General features: G+C 38.9%; 9 protein-coding genes and 2 rRNA genes. 6 read left to right on the forward strand and 5 right to left on the reverse strand.

Annotated features, from left to right (window positions below):
* Positions 1-37: 37 nt before the first annotated feature.
* The 4 genes from K4L44_00415 to ltrA all read left to right on the forward strand — a co-directional run bounded on the left by K4L44_00415 (position 38) and on the right by ltrA (position 7,562).
* Positions 38-2,917: ribosomal RNA gene (locus tag K4L44_00415) — 23S ribosomal RNA — on the forward strand.
* A gap of 125 nt (positions 2,918-3,042) precedes the next feature.
* A 5S ribosomal RNA gene (gene rrf / locus K4L44_00420) occupies positions 3,043-3,153 on the forward strand.
* A gap of 1,525 nt (positions 3,154-4,678) precedes the next feature.
* Positions 4,679-5,956: an IS4 family transposase gene (locus tag K4L44_00425; GenBank protein ID QZE14393.1), complete on the forward strand. Its 1,278-nt coding sequence runs from the start codon at positions 4,679-4,681 to the stop codon at positions 5,954-5,956.
* 301 nt (positions 5,957-6,257) lie between these two features.
* Positions 6,258-7,562, forward strand: coding sequence for a group II intron reverse transcriptase/maturase (gene ltrA / locus K4L44_00430; protein QZE14394.1), 1,305 nt, complete (start codon positions 6,258-6,260; stop codon positions 7,560-7,562).
* A gap of 60 nt (positions 7,563-7,622) precedes the next feature.
* Here the strand turns inward: ltrA and arsB are convergent, their stop codons facing one another.
* The 5 genes from arsB to K4L44_00455 form a co-directional block, all read right to left on the reverse strand.
* Positions 7,623-8,660: an ACR3 family arsenite efflux transporter gene (arsB, locus tag K4L44_00435; protein ID QZE14395.1), complete on the reverse strand. Its 1,038-nt coding sequence runs from the start codon at positions 8,658-8,660 to the stop codon at positions 7,623-7,625.
* Positions 8,661-8,667: 7 nt separating this feature from the next.
* The gene (locus K4L44_00440) at positions 8,668-9,273 is read right to left on the reverse strand and encodes a protein-tyrosine-phosphatase (GenBank protein QZE14396.1); all 606 of its coding nucleotides are present in this window, start codon (positions 9,271-9,273) and stop codon (positions 8,668-8,670) included.
* A 9-nt stretch (positions 9,274-9,282) separates the two neighbouring features.
* Positions 9,283-9,618, reverse strand: a complete 336-nt coding sequence (locus tag K4L44_00445; GenBank protein QZE14397.1) for a metalloregulator ArsR/SmtB family transcription factor — start codon at positions 9,616-9,618, stop codon at positions 9,283-9,285.
* 302 nt (positions 9,619-9,920) lie between these two features.
* Positions 9,921-10,403, reverse strand: coding sequence for a hypothetical protein (locus K4L44_00450; protein QZE14398.1), 483 nt, complete (start codon positions 10,401-10,403; stop codon positions 9,921-9,923).
* Positions 10,396-11,754 carry a dihydroorotase gene (locus K4L44_00455; GenBank protein QZE14399.1) on the reverse strand — a complete coding sequence of 453 codons (1,359 nt, stop codon included), beginning with the start codon at positions 11,752-11,754 and terminating at the stop codon, positions 10,396-10,398. The genes K4L44_00450 and K4L44_00455 overlap by 8 nt, the downstream gene beginning before the upstream one ends.
* Before the next feature lie 224 nt (positions 11,755-11,978).
* Here K4L44_00455 and K4L44_00460 point away from each other — a divergent pair, with 224 nt between their 5' ends.
* Together K4L44_00460 and nagB are read left to right on the forward strand one after the other, a co-directional pair.
* Complete coding sequence (locus K4L44_00460) at positions 11,979-12,968, forward strand: LacI family transcriptional regulator (GenBank protein QZE14400.1); 990 nt, start codon at positions 11,979-11,981, stop codon at positions 12,966-12,968.
* A gap of 250 nt (positions 12,969-13,218) precedes the next feature.
* Positions 13,219-15,138: a glucosamine-6-phosphate deaminase gene (nagB, locus tag K4L44_00465; GenBank protein QZE14401.1), complete on the forward strand. Its 1,920-nt coding sequence runs from the start codon at positions 13,219-13,221 to the stop codon at positions 15,136-15,138.
* Positions 15,139-15,223: the final 85 nt, after the last annotated feature.

Here is a 15,223-nt window from a genome sequence, read left to right on the forward strand (position 1 = left end):
ACAGTAATATTTTAGATTAACGAAAAGGTTAATGTAATAGAAAGTAAGTAAGGGTGTATGGTGGATGCCTTGGCTCTTAGAGGCGATGAAAGACGTGATAAGCTGCGATAAGCTTTGGGGAGGTGCAAACAACCTATGATCCGAAGATTTCTGAATGGGGCAACCCAGCCAATTTATTGGTTATCTGATTATATCAGAGGCAAACCCGGAGAACTGAAACATCTAAGTACCCGGAGGAAGAGAAAACAAAAGTGATTCCGTTAGTAGTGGCGATCGAACGCGGATTAGCCCAAACCAATTACGTTTCGGCGTAATTGGGGTTGTAGGACTGCAATATGAGATTATGCGTGAAGTGGAAGTAACTGGAAAGTTACACCAAAGAGGGTGAAAGTCCTGTACACGTAAGCAAATATGATCTAGCAGTATCCTGAGTAGGGCGGGGCACGTGAAACCCTGTCTGAATCTGCCAGGACCATCTGGTAAGGCTAAATACTCCTAAGAGACCGATAGTGAACCAGTACCGTGAGGGAAAGGTGAAAAGTACCCCGAACAGGGGAGTGAAAAAGTACCTGAAACCATACACTTACAAGCGGTCGGAGCATGTTAACATGTGACGGCGTGCCTTTTGCATAATGAGCCTACGAGTTACTCCTCACTGGCAAGGTTAATAGTTTAAGGCTAGGAGCCGAAGCGAAAGCGAGTCTGAATAGGGCGCTAAAGTCAGTGGGGGTAGACGCGAAACCGTGTGATCTACCCATGGGCAGGTTGAAGTCTTGGTAACACAAGATGGAGGACCGAACCAGGGAGCGTTGAAAAGCTCTTGGATGACCTGTGGGTAGGGGTGAAAGGCCAATCAAACTCGGAAATAGCTCGTACTCCCCGAAATGCATTTAGGTGCAGCCTTGGATATAGTATTGCAGAGGTAGAGCTACTGATTGGATGCGAGGGCTTCACCGCCTATCAACTCCAGACAAACTCCGAATGCTGTAATATGATTACCAGGAGTGAGGGCATGGGTGCTAAGGTCCATGTCCGAAAGGGAAAGAACCCGGACCATCAGCTAAGGTCCCCAAGTATATGTTAAGTTGAACAAACGAGGTCTGATTGCATAGACAGCTAGGATGTTGGCTTGGAAGCAGCCATTCATTTAAAGAGTGCGTAACAGCTCACTAGTCGAGCGATCGGGCATGGATAATAATCGGGCATTAAACATATCACCGAAGCTATGGATTTAATGGACTACCATTAAGTGGTAGGGGAGCATTCTAACCAGCGTTGAATGCATACTGTGAGGTGTGCTGGAGCGGTTAGAAAAGCAAATGTAGGCATAAGTAACGATAAGGGGGGCGAGAAACCCCCCCGCCGATAGACTAAGGTTTCCTGATCAACGCTAATCGGATCAGGGTTAGTCGGGACCTAAGGGAAAGCCGAACGGCGAACTCGATGGACAACAGGTTAATATTCCTGTACTTTGTATAATTGTGATGGGGCGACGGAGTGATGAAAGCACCGCGTACTGACGGAATAGTACGTTGAAGGGCTTAGGTTATGATATGTGTAGGCAAATCCGCACATTGAGCTGAAACCTGATAGTACCAAGCGTCTTCGGACAATTGGATAGTGTGCCTAAGGGCTTCCAAGAAAAACCTCTAAACGTAGATTATACAGACCCGTACCGCAAACCGACACAGGTAGTCAAGGAGAGAATCCTGAGGCGCTCGAGTGATTCATGGCTAAGGAACTAGGCAAAATCGATCCGTAACTTCGGGAGAAGGATCGCTCCTCGTAAGGGGAGCCGCAGTGAAAAGGCCCAGGCGACTGTTTATCAAAAACACAGGGCTTTGCTAAATCGAAAGATGATGTATAAGGCCTGACACCTGCCCGGTGCCGGAAGGTTAAGTGGGGGCGTTATCTTCGGAGAAGCGCTGAAATGAAGCCCCGGTAAACGGCGGCCGTAACTATAACGGTCCTAAGGTAGCGAAATTCCTTGTCGGGTAAGTTCCGACCTGCACGAATGGTGCAACGATCTGGGCACTGTCTCAGCCATGAGCTCGGTGAAATTGAAGTATCGGTGAAGATGCCGATTACCCGCAACGGGACGGAAAGACCCCGTGAACCTTTACTGCAACTTCACATTGATTCTGGGCATGTAATGTGTAGGATAGGTCGGAGACAATGAAGCGGCGTCGCTAGGCGTTGTGGAGTCGTCCTTGAAATACGACCCTTTGCCTGTTTGGAACCTAACTCAGTGATGAGGACATTGTGTGGTGGGTAGTTTGACTGGGGTGGTCGCCTCCAAAAGAGTAACGGAGGCTTCTAAAGGTACCCTCAAGACGATTGGTAACCGTCTGTAGAGTGTAATGGCACAAGGGTGCTTGACTGTGAGACCAACAAGTCGATCAGGTACGAAAGTAGAGCATAGTGATCCGGTGGTTCCGTATGGAAGGGCCATCGCTCAAAGGATAAAAGGTACTCCGGGGATAACAGGCTGATCGCTCCCAAGAGCTCATATCGACGGAGCGGTTTGGCACCTCGATGTCGGCTCGTCACATCCTGGGGCTGGAGAAGGTCCCAAGGGTTGGGCTGTTCGCCCATTAAAGTGGCACGCGAGCTGGGTTCAGAACGTCGTGAGACAGTTCGGTCCCTATCTGTTGTGGGCGCAGGAAACTTGAGAGAAGCTGCTGCTAGTACGAGAGGACCGCGGTGGACAAACCTCTGGTGTATCAGTTGTGCCGCCAGGTGCATTGCTGAGTAGCTACGTTTGGAAGAGATAAGTGCTGAAAGCATCTAAGCACGAAGCTCCACTCAAGATGAGGTTTCCTTAGAGGGTCGTTGGAGACTACGACGTTGATAGGCTGCAGGTGTAAAGGTTGCGAGACCAAAGCCGAGCAGTACTAATTACCCGAAACTTTCATTAGAATAAAGTATGTTGTATTCTAGGATTCCTTCTTCCAGGAGAAATGTCAAAATCATATTGAACTATGTATATTGATTAATATTATTAAAATTATTAGTCACGTATAAATCACCGTATTAACAATTTAAGGTGGTTATTGCATAGGGGTTCCACCTCTTCCCATTCCGAACAGAGAAGTTAAGCCCTATCGCGCCGATGGTACTGCAGAGATGTGGGAGAGTAGGTCGCCGCCCTTTTAATAAAAGCTGATTCTTCTAAAGAGTCAGCTTTTTTTGTGTCTATACTTTTCTGAAATATAACTATGCTATCGTTTAGAAATAAAGAGATGTATCTTCTAATCTTGGGAAGAGGGACCTCTTCCCGAATTTAATGCCCTTTGGGAACAGAGAAGTTAAGCCCTATCGCGCTGAGGTTACTGCAGAGATGGGCGAGAGTAGGTCGCCGCCCTTTTAATAAAAGGGGCTTCTTCTAAAGAGTCAGCTTTTTTTGTGTCTATACTTTTCTGAAATATAACTATGCTATCGTTTTAGAAATAAAGAGATGTATCTTCTAATGTTGGAAAGAGGGACCTCTTCCCGAATTTAATGCTCTTTGGTAACAGAGAAGTTAAGTCCTATCGCGCTGAGGCTACTGCAGAGATGGGCGAGAGTAGGTCGCCACCCTTTTAATGAAAGGGGTTTCTTATAAAGAGTCAGCTTTTTTTTGTGTCTATACTTTTATGAAATATAATTATGCTATCGTTTTAGAAATAAAGAGATGTATCTTCTAATGTTGGAAAGAGGGACTTCTTCCCGAATTTAATGCCCTTTGGTAACAGAGAAGTTAAGCCCTATCGCGCTGAGGCTACTGCAGAAAAGTGGGAGAGTAGGTCGCCGCTGTTTTAATAAAAGGGGCTTCTTATAAAGAATCAGTTTTTTTTTGTCTATACTTTTCTGAAATATAACTATGTTATCGTTTTAGAAATAAAGAGATGTATCTTCTAATGTTGGAAAGAGGGACCTCCCGAATTTAATGCCCTTTGGGAACAGAAAAGTTAAGCCCTATCGCGCTGAGGCTACTGCAGAGATGGGCGAGAGTAGGTCTCCGCCCTTTTAATAAAAGGGGTTTCTTATAAAGAGTCAGCTTTTTTTGTGTCTATACTTTTCTGAAATATAACTATGCTATCGTTTTAGAAATAAAGAGATGTATCTTCTAATGTTGGAAAGAGGGACCTCCCGAATTTAATGCCCTTTGGGAACAGAGAAGTTAAGCCCTATCGCGCTGAGGCTACTGCAGAGATGGGCGAGAGTAGGTCGCCGCCCTTTTAATGAAAGGGGTTTCTTATAAAGAGTCAGTTTTTTTTGGTATGTCGGGCATGGTAATAGTCTAGCAGAGTGCAAGTCTCTGTATGTGCCGAGTTGATAGGAAACATTAGCAATTGGCAAGGGTGTTGGAGGTGACTCCAAATCTGAAGGAAGCCATTAGCAAACTTGACGTATTGACGCACAGAAATCTGATATAAGGCTGACTTGGAGCGGGCAACCGAGCTATAGATTGGGAACGCCCGAAATTCAACCGTAACTCCATACAGTAAATCAGGCGATACGCAAGGAAAGTCTATTACCTTATCCCGAGAGATCTCACCCAATGTCATTAAGTTAAGTAATGTGTTGATTATCAATGGCTTGGCTTGTTATTATGATAAATATTTCGTATATTGTATTCATAATCAACAACATAGACATGGTAAAAAAAACACCTGAGTTCATATTGAAAAAGATAATGCAATATATATATTCGAATGAATTACAGAATCAATATAGAATGAACGACAAAGATTTTACAAGAAATAGAAAATTAAAATTCCCGAAAATACTTCTCTTTTTAATGAATAGAATTACCAAGACACTATCTATTGAAATTGATAATATCATTGGTGTATTTAACAAAGACAAAAAACTTAAAACAGATGATCATTTTACCAAGAGTGCATTTGTTCAAAGCAGAAAAAAGATTGATTACAAGGTGTTTGATGTTTTATCAAAGAAACTTACTGATGAATTTTATACTGATAATACTTATAAGAAATGGCATAAGTTTAGAGTCCTTGCAGTAGATGGATCGCTTCTAACTCTACCCAATACCAAAGAGTTAATGGAAGTCTTTGGATCTAATCAACCACATACAAAAGAACCTATTATTCAGGGAAGAGTTTCTTTATTATATGATGTATTAAATGGATTTGTTATTGATTCAACACTTCAGCCACTTTCTAGAACAGAACGAGATTTAGCGATTGATCATATAAAGCATGCAACTCCTGGTGATCTTATTTTATATGACAGAGGCTATCCTTCTTTTGATATGATGTATCAACATAAGAAAAGGGATATTGACTTTCTTTTTCGAGTTCAAACGAACTTTAATAAAGAAACAAAAGAGTTTTTGAATAGTACGGATAAAACAAAGTTGATTGAATTATCTCCAAGTATAACATGTTTAAAAGAAAAAGGTTACACTGGTGATGAAACTATCATTGTACGCATGAATAAAGTTGTGTTGCCAAATGGCACTGTTGAAATTCTTATAAGTTCTCTTCTTGATAAAGATGAGTATAGAAATAACATATTTAAAGACCTGTATTTCAAGAGATGGAATGTGGAGATTTTTTATAATGAATTGAAGAATAAACTGAAGGTTGGAAACTTTTCAGGGAACTCAGAACAAGTGATATTACAAGATTTTTATTCCACCATTTTTGTTAGCAATATCCAAACCTTATTAATCGAAGAGATTAATGATGAATTAAAAGAACAGAAAGGGACTAAAAAATACAATTACAAAGTAAACAATAATGTATCCTATGGAATCTTGAAGAATAGAATCATTGAGATATTCTTTACAGAACAAGAAATGTCCAAAACGATATTTCAGATTAAAGAACTATTAAAAAAACACACAATTCCTATACGACCGAATAGAAAAAATGAGCGAGACACTAGAAAGTTTGATAACAGAAAACGTCCAAAAACACTTACGAATCAAAGAGATGCAATATAATTAAAGCTTAACTTAATGACATTGAGATCTCACCACCTGTTGCACCCGTGACAAACCGAGAGGAGACAATCGGCCATAGGTACTTATAAGAGTGAGAAGTCAGCAAAAGACATAGTAGTTTTCTTTTTTTTTAGGAAAACGAAGGTCTGAATCAATTAACGTAAGGAGCAGTCAGTCGAACGTTTATTTTATGGAGCATCAGCAAGACATAGCGTACCAATTAGATCTGTTCATGTAACGGAGACTGGACACTATACACCAATATGGAGATCGTAAACACGTAGAGGGCGCGAATCTATCATTGGGGAAGCAAGTAAAACGAGTCAATAAACAAGGACGAGCCTTAGCTACCGACTTGATCGGTATTGTATGTTCGCACGATAATTTACATCGTGCATTTAAGCAGGTGAAACGAAACAAAGGAGCCGCAGGTATAGATCGAGTACCGGTTGGAAAATTTTCAACATGGTACGCCGAATATGGCGAATCAATGGTTGACAATATTTTGCTAGGTACTTACTATCCTCAATCCGTTCGGAGTGTTATGATTCCGAAAGCCAATGGAGGGGATCGCGAATTAGGTATCCCTACAGTTCAGGATCGAGTTATTCAACAAGCTATTTCTCAGGTATTAACTCCTATTTACGAGAATGAGTTTTCAAATTACAGTTATGGATTTCGTCCCAAACGTAGTGCTCATCAGGCATTAAAACAAGCGAGTGAATATGTTTCAGATGACATGTACTACGTTGTCGATATGGATATGAAGAGCTTCTTTGATGAAGTGAACCATGACCGATTGATATGGAAATTAAGCCATAAAGTAGAGGATCAACGCCTACTTTTACTAATCCGTCGTTACTTACAATGTGGAATTATGAAAGGGGGAGTGACATCTGTACGAATTAAAGGAACCCCACAAGGGAGTCCTTTATCACCACTTTTGTCAAACGTTGTACTAGATGAACTTGATAAAGAATTAGAATCTAGAGGTCATTGTTTTGTAAGATATGCTGACGATTTTAGCATTTTTGTTCGCAGCCATAGAGCCAGCGAGAGAGTAAAGAAATCGATAAGCAACTTTCTCACCTCTCAACTTAAATTAAAAGTCAATGAAGAAAAGAGTATCAGTTGTGAGAGTAGTAAAACCGAACTACTAGGCTACACTATCTTAAACAACGGAACACTTATCATTGGAAGATCTCGAACCGCACGTCTTAAATCTAAGGTAAGAATGGTAACCAAACGTAACCGAGGACAAAGTCTGAAACAAGTTGTAGAAGAACTTAATCCTATCTTACGAGGATGGTTTAATTATTTTAAATGGGCAAGTTGCAAACGTATATTGAATGATATCGACGCATGGATTCGAAGAAAGTTAAGATGTTATCGATTGAAGCAATGCAAGAAAACGATCGCAGTAAAACGATTTCTGAATAATCTAGGAGTTCGGACATGGCAGAGTTGGATTCTAGCACTGTCAGGTAAGGGTTGGTGGCGTAAGTCAAGCAGTCCACAATCACATCAAGCAATGAGTTTGCAATGGTTCGATAAATTAGGGCTATACAATATGTCGATAAACTACGAAAAGTTCAGAGTTAATTGAAACCGCCGTATACGAGAGTATGTACGGTGGTGTGAGAGGGCGGGGGAGTAATCCCCCTACCTACTCGATTTTTGTATAATACTTCTTTCTTAGGAATTGTGCTACTTTCACCAATAGAATTAAAGCGGGAACCTCAATGAGAGGGCCAATAACTCCAGTAAATGCTTGTCCTGAATTTAGACCAAACACTGCGATTGCAACCGCGATTGCTAATTCAAAATTATTCCCTGTAGCAGTGAATGAGATTGATGCATTCTCTTTGTAGTTCGCCCCCATTTTTCGACTAGCCCAAAAGCTCAATAGGAACATTATAATAAAGTATATTAGCAAGGGAATGGCAATACGAACCACATCCATAGGGATCTCAACAATAAGCTCTCCTTTTAAAGAAAACATCACTACAATAGTAAATAGTAGAGAGATCAGAGTGAGTGGGGATATGCTTGGGATGAATTTTGTTTGATACCACTCTTCACCTTTAAGGCGTACCAAGATAAGCCTTGAAAGTAGTCCCATTAAAAAAGGAATCCCTAGATAGATTGCCACACTCTCTGCGATTGTTGCTATGGAGATGTCTACAATAGCTCCCTCATATCCGAATAGAGGAGGAAGTTTTGTGATAAAGAGCCAAGCATAAAAACTATATCCAAATACTTGGAATATACTATTAAGTGCGACTAATCCCGCACCATATTCACTACTTCCATCGGCAAGGTCATTCCATACCAAGACCATGGCAATACAACGCGCAAGACCAATTAAAATAAGGCCTACCATATATTCTGGTTTGTCATGCAAGAATATGAGTGCCAATGCAAACATCAATATAGGTCCAACAATCCAGTTCATGAACAAGGATATGGAAAGGATCTTAGTATTTTTGAAAACCTTAGGCAATAATTTATAATCAACTTTTGCCAGTGGTGGATACATCATCACAATTAACCCTATTGCGATAGGGATATTTGTTGATCCAGAACTCATACTATTTATAAAAGTAGCAGAAGATGGAATGAAATATCCTATCGCAACCCCAATAGCCATTGCTAGAAATATCCAAAGTGTTAAGTATTGATCGACAAAATTTAGTTTTTTCATTTTGGTCTTATCTTTTTATTTGAGAAAATAGATACTTCATCTCTGTCATTATTTCGATAGAACGAGTGTGATACATCTCAGTCTCTTTATCTGTGTCATCAAACTTTTTTGGGTCCTCATATCGAACAGGCAATCGTACTTCTGCATCAGGAATGAATGGACAATTCTCATCTGCATGGTCACAAGTCATAATAGCTGCAAAAGGCCTTTGGCTATTAGAAACATCATCGAAAACTTTAGAGAACATTGTAATTGATGGGATATCCTCTCCTAACGATACTTCATAGATCGGATTGTCTCCATTCTGCTCTTTTATAGCTACGTCAAATCCACAGTTTTTCACTTCTTTAACAGCTCTTTCATTGAATGCAGTAACCTCTACACCTCCAGAATAGCTTACAATTTCGATACCATAAAATGCTGCTGATGCATACCCCCATATTTGAGACAGTTGACTTCTACGTGAGTTATGTGTACACACATAGTTTAGAACAGGGATCTCGTGGTTATTGACTTTATTTTGTACATATTCAATAACAGATTTGAGTACTTGTCTTCTCTCTTCAGTAATCGATGACAAGTCTGCATTTGCTATGACTTCTTTCCAATTCATAATATTTTATTAGATTTTACAGTGGATATTCTGATTATTAATTGCCTTAAATATTTTTTGCATCTTCTCTTCCAATATTGCCCAATTGCGAGTATTTAAACAGTAGTGTACACTCTGTCCTTCAATAGTACCTTGAATAAGACCTGCACTTTTAAGCTCTTTTAGATGTTGACTTATTGATGCTTGAGATAATCCCAACTCTTTTACTAAGGACTTATTGATACATTGCCCCTCTTGTATAATCTGTTCGATTATTGCAATTCTTGCTGGATGCCCTAATACTTTAGTATAAGCAGCAATTTGGTTCTGTTCTGTAGTAAACAAATCTGACTTTGTGATTCCCATTAATTGTAATATTATTATATCGCAATATTACGATACTTCTTGAAGTTAATTAGAATATATCCAGTTAAAAAGAGTGTATAATTATTAAAAATATTTCTATGGCGAGAGAAGAGAAAGTTATATAGCTGAGGTTAAAACTTTTGTAGGTAAGTTGTATACATCTTTGGATCTCGAGGTTTGCTAGAATAAAATAACGATCAATGCAATCAATATTTTTTCTCAAAAGAATTTTTAATTGAATTATATGTTGATTGTATTGATCGTTATTAAAATGGAAATAAATCCATTATGGCGGATATGACTTATTTATTTTTTTCGTAGAAGCAGACAAACAGAGGACGATATCCAATATGCTTGCCTAAGTGATCTACTGCATCTTCGGCAAAAACGATAGAGATTACTTTTTTCTGTAATGGGACCGTTGAAGTATCCCACTGTTCATGAAACTGAAGCTTCGAGATTTTATCAGTAGAGATTTCTCCTGATGCAATCCTCTTTTTAAAATCTGATATAGGAATTTCAGTCTCTTCAAAGAAATCCTCCACTCTAACTTTTTCATCAAGAATCTGTTGAAAAAGGTCTGTTACAAGTCTCTTATGGTTTAGTTTTTCAATAGCAACCTGTTCCCAATCATCAGATACTTTCGTACTTTTTATGATTACGTCATAGTACACTGAACCCACGCTATTCTGTTCTCTTTTGTTTGGATTCTTGAGTGTAGAAGGGGTGCTATTGCACCCCCATATAAAAATTGAAATACAAAAGAAAACAATAATCTTATTCACGTTCAAATGATAAACGTTGTCCCTTATGCTCCTCATTAAAGTGCATCCCTGCTTTGTCTGCATTGTATACAAGTTGCCCATTTACAAAGGTATGTGTTACTTTAAATGCGAACTTAGTGCCTTCAAAAGGACTCCATTGACATTTATAAAGTGTATTTTCAGCAGTTGCTTCCCATGGCGCTTGATCTACTAAAACAAGATCGGCTTTATATCCTTTTCGAATATATCCCCTCTTCTCTACTTCGAAAAGATCGGCAGGAGCATGACACATTTTTTGAACTACCTTCTCAATGGTTGTGTTGCCTTTTCTTGCCATGTCAAGCATTGCCACAAGAGAGTGTTGCAAAAGTGGACCACCTGATGGTGCTTTAAAATAGCTATTAGACTTCTCCTCTAAAGTGTGAGGTGCATGGTCTGTTGCTACGACATCGAGTTTATCACTATTAAATGCATCCCAAAGAGCTGCTTTGTCAGCATTCGTTTTAATTGCAGGGTTCCATTTTATCTTTGTGCCATATTTCTCATAGTCACTGCTGTCAAACCACAGATGATGAACACAAACTTCTGCAGTAATATTTTTGTCTTTTAACTCTCCAGACTCAAACAGTGCCATCTCTTTTTGCGTTGACAAATGGAGTACATGAAGCCTTGCATTATGTTTTTTTGCAAGTTCAATGGTCTTAACTGTCGATTGGTAACAAGCCTCAGCACTACGAATATTAGGATGTTCACTAATAGGGACATCATTTCCAAACTTCTCTTTTGCTTTGGCAATATTCTCACGAATAATTTGCTCATCTTCACAGTGAGATGTAATGATAACCGGAGAGTTTGCAAATAGTAAGTCTAACGCCTCCTGGTTATCTACCAACATGTTTCCCGTGGATGATCCCATGAATAGTTTGACACCACAGATATTTTTTTTGTCAATTTTTTTAACCTCTTCAATGTTGCTGTTTGTCGCTCCTAAGTAGAAAGAATAGTTTGCTAAAGAGGTCTCTTTCGCAATATCATACTTCTTTTCAAGAGTCTCAAGATCTGTTGCCTGAGGTATCGTATTGGGCATTTCCATAAAAGATGTTACCCCTCCAGCCACTGCCGCCTTAGACCCATGATAGATATCTTCTTTGTGCGTCATACCTGGTTCGCGTAGGTGTACTTGATCATCGATAACTCCTGGAATCAAGTATTTATTATCACCATCTAAAACATCATATTTCTCTATCACATTCTGAGGAACTTCTTTACGGAAGATCTTCTCAATGGTATCTCCTTTAATGAGTACCGAACATTTCTTGTGTATTTTACCTTCGTTTACGATCTTAACGTTGGTAATTAAAGTAGCTTTCATTTTTAGTACGTGGTATTAAAAACAAATTAATGGGTAAAAATTTATCTATTTGTATTTGTAAGAAATATAATTTTTAGAACATTTCCAATGTTTTCAACCATATTCTATGAAAAGATTTAAGCTACATCTATTTGTTTGTCACCCTGCTTAAATTGCTATTTTTGCAAAAGAAATATATTTGCAAAGAGACCATCGTTGTTTATTAAGTTTAAGCTAATATTATTATGGCAAAAGTAAGAGTGTCTGATATCGCCCAGTCCTTAGGGATCTCCCCTTCAACTGTATCTAGAGCATTAAATAATCATCCCAAGATTAGTACACAGACCAAAAAGAAGATAGTGGACAAGGCTCACGAAATGGGATATTTTGACTCTGAAACTCAAACGCTCTCTGCCTTTCCTTATAAAACGACCGCTTTGCTCTATCCTGTTGCAGCTAGCGATTTGATGCAAGATGCGGTGAATATGCTTACTATTGCCGAGCAATATGGTTATGCTGTATCTCTATTTCCTATTCCCAATAGTTCTTATGTAAAACTTTTGACTAAAATGTTGTTAGAGAAACAGTATCAGAGTGTCATCTCTTTCTTCCCCTGTACTGATACTGTTGCTTCTCTTGAAGCATTAGAGTCTAAAGGACTTCGTGTTGTTTTAATAAATCCAGAGAACGAAAAGACCTATCTTCCTCAAGTCAACATAGATATATATAGTGCTTCTTATGAAGCTTTTGAACATCTTGTATTGATGGCAGGTACCAATATTGCCATGGTAGGGACTCCTTTACTTCCCTCTATTCATCGTGAAATTGAGCGGGCTTATATGGATGTTTTAAATAGAAATGGTGTACAATACAACCCAGAATGTATCTATAATGAAACTGGAAATCTGGAAGATCTTCATCGGTGGATATTCTCTTTGTTAGACTTCAGAAGAGATATTTCGGGGCTTTTTACTGCTTCGAATCACCATATGCTTCAAGTGGTATCTTCTTTGAGAGATTTAGGACGTAAGATTCCTCGAGATGTTAAAGTCATCTCCTTGTCCTATAGTGACTTTCCTAATTTTTTGTCTCCTAAGATTACTTCTTGTGACTTCAAAATGGAATCCATTTTATGTGAATGTTTTATTATATTGTCAGGTGGTTCTGTAACTGATTGTTATTCAGGTGTAAATGATGTTAAATATTCATTTGTGTTACGAAAATCAACTTTGTAAATGCAATTAATTGCATTGATTTTAATCCTTTTACTTAGTTTTTTATCATGTTGGTTGTTTGAATATAACTGACTTGTAACTAGTATTATAGTGTTGTTGTTGTTCTTTGTTTAATCCCTTTTATAATTTTTTAGTGCTTTAATGGTTTTTTTTATTTTCTCTACTCTGTACTTTTGTAATGGAAAGTAAATGTAAGCAGTGCAATTTATTGCATTGTGCCATAAGAGTAATAGATCTTCAAAATTAGGATATGAAAGAGATAAACCAACTTAAGCAGACGTATCAGAATATCGAAACTTCGGTATATGATAGCAAAGAATTGGGGTCAGTTGCAGTTGCACAAAGAATTGCACAATTAATTCGTAAGAAAGCGACACAAGAGAAGCCTTTTGTTTTAGGATTGGCTACTGGTGCTACACCACTTGGAGTATATGCTGAGTTGGTTCGTTTGCATAAAGAAGAGGGTTTGAGTTTTGAGAATGTAGTTACTTTCAACCTTGATGAGTATCTACCAATGGCTCCAGCTGATAAGAACAGTTATGTTCGTTTTATGCATGAAAATCTCTTCGATCATATTGATATTAAGTCGGAGAACGTTCACATTCCTGATGGAACAATAGGAGAAGAGGAAGTAGTTGATTTCTGTCGTGAGTACGAAGCGAAGATTGCCTCTTTGGGAGGATTGGATCTTCAGATTCTAGGTATTGGTCGTTCTGGTCACATTGGATTTAATGAACCAGGATCTGGTCTTTACTCATTGACACGTCGAGTAAAACTAGATGCAATTACTATTAAAGATGCTGCGAAAGATTTTGGTGGTGTTGCGAATGTTCCTCATGAGGCTATTACTATGGGGATCAGTACTATCCTTAATGCTAAACGTGTTGTTTTGATGGCTTGGGGAGAAAGCAAAGCTCCTATTGTGAAGAAAGCTATCGAGGATGAGATCACAGATCTAATTCCTGCTACTTACTTACAATACCACTCCAATGTGCGTTTTGTTCTAGATAATGATGCTGCAACTGAATTGGCAACAACAGACATGCCTTGGTTGTTTGGTGATATCGAATGGAACGACCGTATGATTCGTAAGGCAGTAACATGGTTGGCACTACAAGTTCAAAAGCCTGTATTGAAACTTACTGATGAAGATTATACCAAATATGGAATGCGTGATCTTCTTGAGAAGTGTTGCAATTCATATAACATTAACATAAAAGTATTTAACGATCTTCAGCATACTATCACTGGATGGCCAGGAGGAAAGCCAAATGCTGATGATACGAATAGACCAGCTCCTTCGGAGCCAGCAAAAAAGAAAATTGCTGTATTCTCACCTCACCCAGATGATGATGTAATTTCAATGGGAGGAACATTTATTCGTTTGGCTTCTCAAGGTCATGATGTAAATGTAGCTTACCACGTTTCTGGTAATATTGCCGTAGCTGATGAGGATGTATTGCGTTATGCGAAGTTTATCAAGATGTTTAATGGAACTTTCGGTGGAGGAGACTCTGTTGCTGAGGCAAAATTAGACAAAGCGGTTGAGATCATTAAAAATCGTAAGCCAGGAGATCTAGATTCTCCAGAGGCACTAGAAATTAAAGGTCTTCTTCGTCGTCTTGAAGCAATTAACGCAGATGAGTTTGTTGGGGTTCCTGAAGAGAAGGTAACATTCTTGGACATGCCTTTCTACAAAACGGGTACAGTGGAAAAGAAGCCTCTATCTCAGGATGATATTGATGTGATCGTAAACTATCTACAACAGATTAAGCCACAACAAATATATGCTGCTGCCGATCTTGCTGATCCACATGGTACTCATGGTGTTTGTTTCGAAGCCTTGATTGCTGCTTTAAAACAACTTGAAGGAGAAGCTTGGTTAGAAAATTGTGTTCTATGGGGTTACCGTGGAGCATGGGCAGAGTGGAATATTGCAGATGTAGATATGGCTGTTCCATTGAGTCCTTGTGAAGTAGATGGTAAGATTAAAGCAATCTATTGTCACGGTTCACAAAAAGACAACGTTCTATTCCCTGGAGAAGACAAACGTGAGTTCTGGGAAAGAGCACGTGATCGTAACAATGCCACTGCAGAACTTTATGACAAACTAGGCCTTGCTGAGTATGAAGCAATGGAAGTGTTTGCTAAATATGATTTTAGAAAGTAATATATAGATGTATTAAGCATATTTCGTTTTTGTGATTTGTAAGGAGATCTTTCTCATTTTGAGAAGGGTCTCCTTCTCTTTTTTA

Source organism: Prolixibacteraceae bacterium, from assembly GCA_019720755.1.
Taxonomy (GTDB): Bacteria; Bacteroidota; Bacteroidia; order Bacteroidales; family Prolixibacteraceae; genus Halosquirtibacter; species Halosquirtibacter laminarini.

Bases quoted from the DNA above. Each gene is read 5' to 3' on its own strand.
- K4L44_00425 (QZE14393.1), top strand. From the start codon at position 4,679: ATGCAATATATATATTCGAATGAATTACAGAATCAATATAGAATGAAC.
- arsB (QZE14395.1), bottom strand. From the start codon at position 8,660: ATGAAAAAACTAAATTTTGTCGATCAATACTTAACACTTTGGATATTT.
- K4L44_00440 (QZE14396.1), bottom strand. From the start codon at position 9,273: ATGAATTGGAAAGAAGTCATAGCAAATGCAGACTTGTCATCGATTACT.
- K4L44_00445 (QZE14397.1), bottom strand. From the start codon at position 9,618: ATGGGAATCACAAAGTCAGATTTGTTTACTACAGAACAGAACCAAATT.
- K4L44_00455 (QZE14399.1), bottom strand. From the start codon at position 11,754: ATGAAAGCTACTTTAATTACCAACGTTAAGATCGTAAACGAAGGTAAA.
- K4L44_00460 (QZE14400.1), top strand. From the start codon at position 11,979: ATGGCAAAAGTAAGAGTGTCTGATATCGCCCAGTCCTTAGGGATCTCC.
- nagB (QZE14401.1), top strand. From the start codon at position 13,219: ATGAAAGAGATAAACCAACTTAAGCAGACGTATCAGAATATCGAAACT.